Source organism: Paraburkholderia lacunae, from assembly GCF_003353175.1.
Taxonomy (GTDB): Bacteria; Pseudomonadota; Gammaproteobacteria; order Burkholderiales; family Burkholderiaceae; genus Paraburkholderia; species Paraburkholderia lacunae.
Map to the genome: position 1 here is coordinate 20,590 of NZ_QHKS01000052.1, position 7,101 is coordinate 27,690.

Sequence of the window (7,101 nt, forward strand, 5' to 3'; positions counted from 1 at the left end):
AATGTCGTTCGCCCGCACGTTCAGCTCCGCAAGCGTACTCGCCTTCGTTATCTGGGCGCAGGTAACCCTGTCGGCTCACGCGCAGGTGGATGAGTCTGCATTGAAGGCAGCTTATATCTACAACTTCACCCAGTTCACTACCTGGCCGCCGGGAAGTCTGTCTGACACCACTCTGCTTGTCTGTGCGAACAGGGACAGCGACCTCGGCGGCGCGCTTTCGAAACTCGACGGCAGAACTGTCGGCGGCCATGCCTGGTCTGTAGTCTCCATGCCGACGAAAAACGGCCAGGGCAGATGCAATGTCATCGTGCTGGAAAGCGAGGAGCAAATATCTCATGCGGCGAAAGACGTTCTCTCGCCGGAGCAGCCCATTCTGGTCATCAGCGACTTCGACACCGGCGACCACACTGCCGTCATCCGTTTGTTCACTGATGAAAATCATCTCCATTTCGACATAGAGAATCAGCAGGCACTGCGCCGACATCTGTCGCTCAGCTCCAAGCTGCTTCGCCTTGCAAGGAATGTCTTATGACGTCCCATGAGGAACAGGCACCAAGTTTGACCCTCGCCCTGGGGCGCCTGAACATCGTTGGCATTGCAATCGCGCTGCTGATTTCCAGCGCAGGACTGCTGGCCTACCAGGCGCTGTCGTTACGAGCCGCGCTCGCCGCTGACGCGCGCTTGCAGGCGGCCATGGTCTCGGCAAATATCACCGCGTCGCTGATGTTTCATGATGAGCAGGCCACCGGCGAGATACTCCGGCCACTTGGCAACGTGCCGTATGTCGAGAGCGTCGCGGTGTTCAATGCGAAGGGGAGCGTCCATGCACGGTATGCCAGAGCAGGAATCTCGGCGCATGAGGCTGACGAAGCGACGCTCGCAAGCAACTTCGCGCCGGACCACTTTTCCCTCAAAGATGTTTTCGTCGCCAACCCTGTCATCCACGACGGCGACGTTCTTGGTACGGTTGTACTTGTCGCGAGCACTGAAGGCATGGTTCGAGAGCTTTGGCAATATGCCGGCTTTCTGCTGGCGGCTTGCATATGCGCGCTCTGCGTATCGTCCGTCGTCACGTCACGCATGAAAGCGCGCGTATCAAAGGCAGAGAGGGAACTCGAATACCTCGCGCGTACAGACCCCCTCACGGACTTGCCAAACCGCCGGGCATTCTACGACGAACTGGCGGCCCGCCTGCGACCGGGAGCCGATGACTGGGCGCAGGTGACGCTGGTGTTGATTGACCTCGATAACTTCAAGATGGTTAACGACACTTTGGGACACGGCGCAGGAGACGAACTACTACGGTCCGTCGCATCCGCCTTGCTGGACGCAGTTCGACCGACAGATGTCGTCAGTCGCATCGGAGGTGACGAATTTGCGGTATTGGCGGTCGACGACGCCGACCGCACCGCGAGTCGTCGCACTGCTGAACGCATCACCACCATGCTGGCGCGGCCATTCGAACTGCAAGGTGGCAGCGTTCCGGTTACAACAAGCGTCGGATTCAGCCGGTTCCCTGACGACGCGATCGACGTTGCATCACTCGTCAGCAGCGCAGACATTGCTCTGTACGCTGCAAAAAGCGGGGGGAAAAATGTCGCGGTCGAGTTCAGGCCGCAGATGACGAAGGATGCCCAGCGACGCGCACGGCTTGAGCGCGAACTGCGCGAAGCGATTGAGCGCGACGCACTTGAGTTGGCCTACCAGCCTCAATACGATTGTCAGACGGGACAACTGGTAGGCGTAGAGGCTCTTGCGCGGTGGACTCATGCATCGGAAGGCAGTATTTCGCCGGCGGAATTCATCCCAATTGCAGAGAACAGTGAACTCATCGTTGCACTGGGAAGATGGGTTATGCGGCGCGCCTGTCACGATGCCGCGCGATGGAACGCCAACGCGAGCAACGCCGCAAGTGTCTCGGTGAACGTATCTGCCAGGCAACTTCGACAGCCCGGGTTTCTCCTCGATGTTCTCGAGGCTCTAAAGGAGAGTGGTCTACCCCCCGGCATGCTGGAAATCGAGCTGACCGAAAGTCTGCTCATGGCCAACATGTCAGTCGCGGTGAACGTGATGAAGCAACTGCGCGCCCAGGGTATTCGCCTGTCTATCGACGACTTTGGGACCGGTTACTCGTCACTGTCCTATCTGCAGTCATTCCCGCTCAACCAGATCAAGATAGACCGCAGCTTCGTCAGGGCACTGCCGCACGCGGGGCAGCCGATCGTGACCGCCATCATTTCGATGGCGCACAGCTTCGGTCTCACGGTCGTCGCCGAAGGAGTCGAGTACCCCGTGCAACTCGCCTGGTTATGCGAGGCCGGATGTGACGTCGTTCAGGGCTTTCTGACGGGCCGTCCGATGTCTTTCGCGGGAATAGCAGAGGTCATGCGCGCGAATGATGGGGCCGCCGTCGTGTCCGAAGACTGCTGACATTTAAGATGACGAAGCGGTGTGACCTGGCCGCGCATCCGGCAAGAGTCTTTTGCGTTTTCGATTCAACTCACCGAGTGGGGCCGTGGTCGTCTGCGCGCGAACGCAGTGGGCATCGTCGGAAAGCCCCCAACAAGACTGAGGCTGTCTGCCAGCTTAACGCCGATACCGAAGAGCAATGCCAAGGTCGGAGCTCCAGATGCAATTCTCGCAACGCTTTTTCGGCCTGCTTCTCCGGAGTAGGTGCGTTGCGCAATTCCCAGTCAGCGCTATCAATAATCAGGGGTATCCACACAAGGCCGCCGGGCGCAAGAGCTTCAGTTCGATAGTCGACTGGTGAGCCCGAAAAATAAAAAGCCCCCGTATGAACTGACCCCGCAAAGTTGGACACCCGTCCAACTTTTGGGGTGCAGTTCACAACCGCACGACCCTAAACATTTGACCGAAGACAACGCGATAGCGTAATACGCCAACCACGCACAACCTATCGCTGCGACAACATCTACAACGATGGTGATCACGCGCGTTACTGGGTTGTGCCGGAACCTGATTGCAGCGACCAAGCCGATAACCGGGAGGGAATTGCTATCCGGGCGATCATGGGCGCCTCAAGTGATGCGTGCTATCAGACTGCCTACAAACCGATCTCGCGTATGCCGGACATGCCAGTTTCTGCGTTCGGACTACCTAGATATGTCCATTGCACATCCCTTGTGGCGACGTCAATGAAACGATCCCCGGCAGATGGAAAAGCCTGATCCTTTTCGACAAAAGCCTGTTGGTCCCAGCGGTTGTACAGCACCGCCATCGGGTGCTCGTCTGCAACTCGCCCCTCCCATATGCCTGATTCCGGGCAACGCCGGTCCCCCGTGCATTGCAGTGCCGGTAGCGACGGCGGGACTTCCCGCAGTAAACCCGTGCCGATCAGGTTCGCAAGAAAATCTGTACGCTGCGGTGGAAGGCGGTACGCTTCACCGAGGTAGTACCACTGAACACGATCCAGCGACAGCCAGTCGTGAACGGGTGATCCAAATCGCTCCCCAGCTTCGTAGCGTTCGGGCAGTCCGGAGCGTGCCGCCAACCGTTCATCCGGTTGCGTCGACGAGCCGTACAGTGCCAGCCAGTATCCTGTCTTCGGGACACGTTGAGCACCGTGAACTGCGAGCGCGCCGTTATCGAGTGACGCCACTGTGTGGCCGTCGGGAACGAACAAACGCCCTTGCTGCAAGCTGTTTTTCTCCGATGTCGCTGGCGGGCTGACCGGCTTCGCGGCGTCGATCAGCGTCTTCACATTCCCGTCCCATTTGGGGAGTGCCGCTGGCGGCAACGGTAAAATCTTGTCCAGGTTCGGCAGTTTCAGGCGTCCGTCGTAAAGCTTCAAAACGTCACCAATTTTGCTATACCGTTGAGCGCGCGCCTTGTCGATATGACCGATTAGGTTCTCGCCGCGTGTCAGTCCGAACCCGTTGAATTCTGTCGACAGGTTATCCGCACATTCGGCGCAACCCAGTTTGACGCCTTCATGCAAGATTCGAAGTGCACGCGATTTCGAATCCGGTGTGGTACCGCGATAGATATACGACAGTTTGTCAGCGGCCAGTCCATACCCTTGCGCTAGGGCGCATTCGAGCATTTTGGTAGCAACCGGCAAATTGCGCCAGAATTCCCCGTCAGGATCGTCGTAAGTTCCCGACATTTTGTCGCCGAGAAAAGTCATCGCAGCCGGGCTACCCATATCCGCTGCGCGTTGGAAGAATGCGTAGGCAGTCGTAGCATTGCCGCCCTTAACTACACCGTTCAGGTGGTACACCCCCATCCGGTCATAGGCGTCCGGTACGCCCAGCATCATTGCTTTTTCGACCCAACGTATCGCCCTCTCCGGATCGTGGTCTGGCACGCCCGGATCATCGCGCAGGATCAGGGAGGCCAGATTGAGCATCGCTTTCCAGTGATTTCGTTCAGCTGCCTGCTGGTACAACTGGTACATCTTTGCGTAGTCGATCTTCCTCGCGTTCGGGTCGTCAAGCGCCAGTGCCTGCTGAAACCACATCTCAGCTTGGGGATCGAAGGCGGGAACCCGCTGCGCCTGATAGGCGCAGGTGAACTCCGCCCGGTGCGGATTGAAAGCGGGTAGTTTTTCGTAACGGGGCAGATCGGACATGGTGGCAGTGACTTTGTGGGGCATTGAATCGAGAAGTCCTGCATGCACTAGAGACGTCTGCATGCAGCACACCATCAACACCGCGGAGCGTAAAACGCGAATCAGGGTTTGCATGGTCGCATTCATCAGGCGATCGCGGTTCCATTCGACGACGGCACGTCGATCGATCCCATAAGCGACGTAGTGGAGCGGTGATCTTCGAACGGCAGCAGGAAGCCCGTCATCGGTTGCCTCTTTTTCATCTTGGACAGGTTGTCATTCATCGTCTTTTTCCAGAGCTTAAACTTATCAGGCAACTCGTCCGGGTTGCCGCTACCTTGATTTTCGCCACCAGAATGTAACGTGAACACACGCTGCCGCAGGTCGGCCGCGTACAGCGATCCGGTGGCGGCGATATTGATCTCGCTGTCCACCGACATGCTCCGTTGATTCAGGTTGGCACTGCCTACCGTGATGAAGACATCATCGATGATCATCAGCTTCGAGTGGATATATATCTCACGATAGGCCATGTTGCCCTCAGTATCAGGGCCGCTAGTACGTAACCGGGCTACGGTCACCTCGAGTCCTAGGGTCCGCTCGAGGTCTTGCACGCTTGGGCGGTCGAGAACCTGCCCCCCGTTGGCCCCCTTGTGAGAGTCCGGATAGGTCTGATCGAGCTTGCCTTTGCCGGAGAGTGCCCGTTGCTCCGGCATCGCCTCTATACCATCGACCTTCTGCGCGTATCCCAGTTTCGTCAGGGTATCGTAGGTACGTGGAATCATCTGATCCCGCTCCGGATGAGGAATCACGATGAACAGGTGCAGCTTCGGCATCTCGGTAACCGGCTTTTTGGACTTCTCGACCCACGCGTCGCAGAACTCTTTACGGGTTTTGGTCAGGTGTCGCGCGAACTCGGGGTAGAAGAAATACTGGTTCTCCATGTAGATATAGTTGTGAGCGCAGCTGCTTGCCTGGAAATAGATTTCCTTGATCGACTTTTCGAGTTCATGTGGCTGCGTACGAACGATCTGGACAAGGTGTGCAGGACTACCCGCGGCGGTCGGTATCTTCGCAGGTGGTGCCGGTGGCTTGTCGAACGGCAGTGGCTGTTCGAGCGCTGCCGCCCATCCATTCTCGAAGTTGTACTTCAACTGCGCGAGCGCAGGTCCCTGAATTCGACACGCGTAGTCCTGGAAAGGTTTGGAATGTTTGTAGGCGGAGCCGCTTGTCTTGCCTTCGGCGTCTTTCTGGTGATCGGCCTCACCCTTCAGTGAGGAAGGCACCCAACATTCCCGACGCTCGTCGTCCACCTTGTGCTCCGAACCGTCCCAGTAATCAGTGACCGAGTTGAGACCCATGACATAGCCGATCGCCTTGCTGCCCTGATCATAGTCGTAGTCGATTAAGACCGGCTTCTGGTGATGCGTTGCCGCCGTCTCGAACCCGACCTCTTCGACCCGCCCGCGCGAATCCTCTTCTTCCCGAACGGTCGGCGCTTGCATGCTGAGCAGTGCAATCGCATCCTTGCGTGAGACACTCCGCAAGACGACTCGCAGGTTCGGATTCGCCCCCGCGTTGCTGCGCCCCTTCGGCAGATTCCTGCCCCACCAGGCAACGCAGTAGTCTTGGCGCTCCTTGCTGTCATAGGGCGAGGACAACATCCATTTGTTGGGGTAGTAGTCCGAGTAATCTGTGAACCCCGGCATATTGTTCGCATTTGACCAGATGACTGGGTCCGGCTCGTACCATACGAGCAGGCGCACCATAACTGGGTTTTCCTTGCGCTGTGTGATCTCGTCGAGAAGCTCGCCATAGGTCTGGCCGCGTCGCCAGGTGCCACCGCTGCGCACCAGTTCCATGCCCGGATCAAATCCCCAGCAGATAATGTCGGCGGTTGCTTTCGCTTCCTGCAGGTCTTTCGCGATGCTCTTGAATCCGTCCTCTGAATTGACGATAAAACTCAGGGTATTGCCGCGCGTGACCGGAATCTTGTCCCTGCCTTCGAGCAGCCACTGAAGCGAACCCTTAGCCATCCGGGTTTGTTCATCGACCGCAACTTTCGATGACTTGTGGGTCTTGAGTGGAAAATCTGCCACGTCTGCATCCTCAATGATGAAAGCGATAAGCGCTGCGCTCAGACCTGCCGTTCGCCACGGTTGGTGCGCTGGTCAAGATGATCAGGGTCGCCATTGAGCGCATCCTTCACGTTCAAATCGTATTCCGCACCGTTGCTCAGCTTGGCTGTGTACGCAGGCGTGCCGGGCTCGTGATCCTTCACGACAATGCGCCCAAATTCGTCGGTCACTCCTTCACCGATTTTTGCACCGCCTTTGTACAGGTCATAGGGTGCACTGACAATCTGGTGTCCATCATCAGGTAACGCCTGCAACGTGAAGTGCAACTGTTCCTTCTCCGGTGGCAAAGCCAAAATGTTCGGCGTGCTCACGCTGTCAGGTCCAACAAACGTCCGGCTGGCCGAGTGCACCTCAAAACCGCCCGACGTGCCGTGTTTGATCTGTCCGGCCGTC

General features: G+C 57.6%; 4 protein-coding genes and 1 pseudogene. 2 read left to right on the forward strand and 3 right to left on the reverse strand.

Going from position 1 to position 7,101, the window contains the following annotated elements:
* Position 1: 1 nt before the first annotated feature.
* Together DLM46_RS37260 and DLM46_RS37265 are read left to right on the forward strand one after the other, a co-directional pair.
* Positions 2-532, forward strand: coding sequence for a YfiR family protein (locus DLM46_RS37260; RefSeq protein WP_115109728.1), 531 nt, complete (start codon positions 2-4; stop codon positions 530-532).
* Positions 529-2,430 (forward strand): putative bifunctional diguanylate cyclase/phosphodiesterase, encoded by a 1,902-nt coding sequence (locus DLM46_RS37265; protein ID WP_115109731.1) that lies wholly within the window; start codon positions 529-531, stop codon positions 2,428-2,430. The genes DLM46_RS37260 and DLM46_RS37265 overlap by 4 nt, the downstream gene beginning before the upstream one ends.
* Before the next feature lie 634 nt (positions 2,431-3,064).
* Here the strand turns inward: DLM46_RS37265 and DLM46_RS37270 are convergent.
* The 3 genes and pseudogenes from DLM46_RS37270 to DLM46_RS39785 all read right to left on the reverse strand — a co-directional run.
* Entirely contained in the window at positions 3,065-4,705 is a 1,641-nt protein-coding gene (locus tag DLM46_RS37270) for an SEL1-like repeat protein (protein ID WP_244306525.1), read from the reverse strand.
* A gap of 11 nt (positions 4,706-4,716) precedes the next feature.
* Complete coding sequence (locus tag DLM46_RS37275; RefSeq protein ID WP_244306526.1) at positions 4,717-6,669, reverse strand: phospholipase D-like domain-containing protein; 1,953 nt, start codon at positions 6,667-6,669, stop codon at positions 4,717-4,719.
* A gap of 38 nt (positions 6,670-6,707) precedes the next feature.
* A pseudogene (locus DLM46_RS39785) lies at positions 6,708-7,101 on the reverse strand (type VI secretion system tip protein VgrG); the annotation flags it as partial.